Source organism: Carboxydocella sp. JDF658 (assembly GCF_002049395.1).
In the GTDB taxonomy this organism is placed as follows: Bacteria; Bacillota.
In genome coordinates this window covers 1-211 of record NZ_BDLR01000165.1, presented here as the reverse complement: position 1 = coordinate 211, position 211 = coordinate 1, and the positions used below count along the sequence as shown (strand labels likewise).

Annotated in this window: 1 pseudogene; it reads left to right on the top strand. The window is 58.3% G+C overall.

Annotated elements, in window-relative coordinates:
* Positions 1 to 211, top strand: a pseudogene (locus JDF658_RS13075) (IS200/IS605 family accessory protein TnpB-related protein); the annotation flags it as partial.

The window sequence follows — 211 nt, the reverse complement described above, 5'->3', positions numbered from 1 at the left end:
GCTGCTTCAGAAGTTATTGAAAAGCTCCGCCTGGCAGTCAAGGGGCGGAACAAGCGGGTGGTTTCACTGGCAAAAAGGCTGGCTGAACTGAAGGATTACCGGGAGAAGGGTACAATACCAGAGGTAGTCTTTGGGGGCAGAAGGCTGTGGGAAAAGGTCTGCCAGGGCCGGGCCGCCCGTGAAAAATGGCGGCACGCCCGCAGGAATCGCC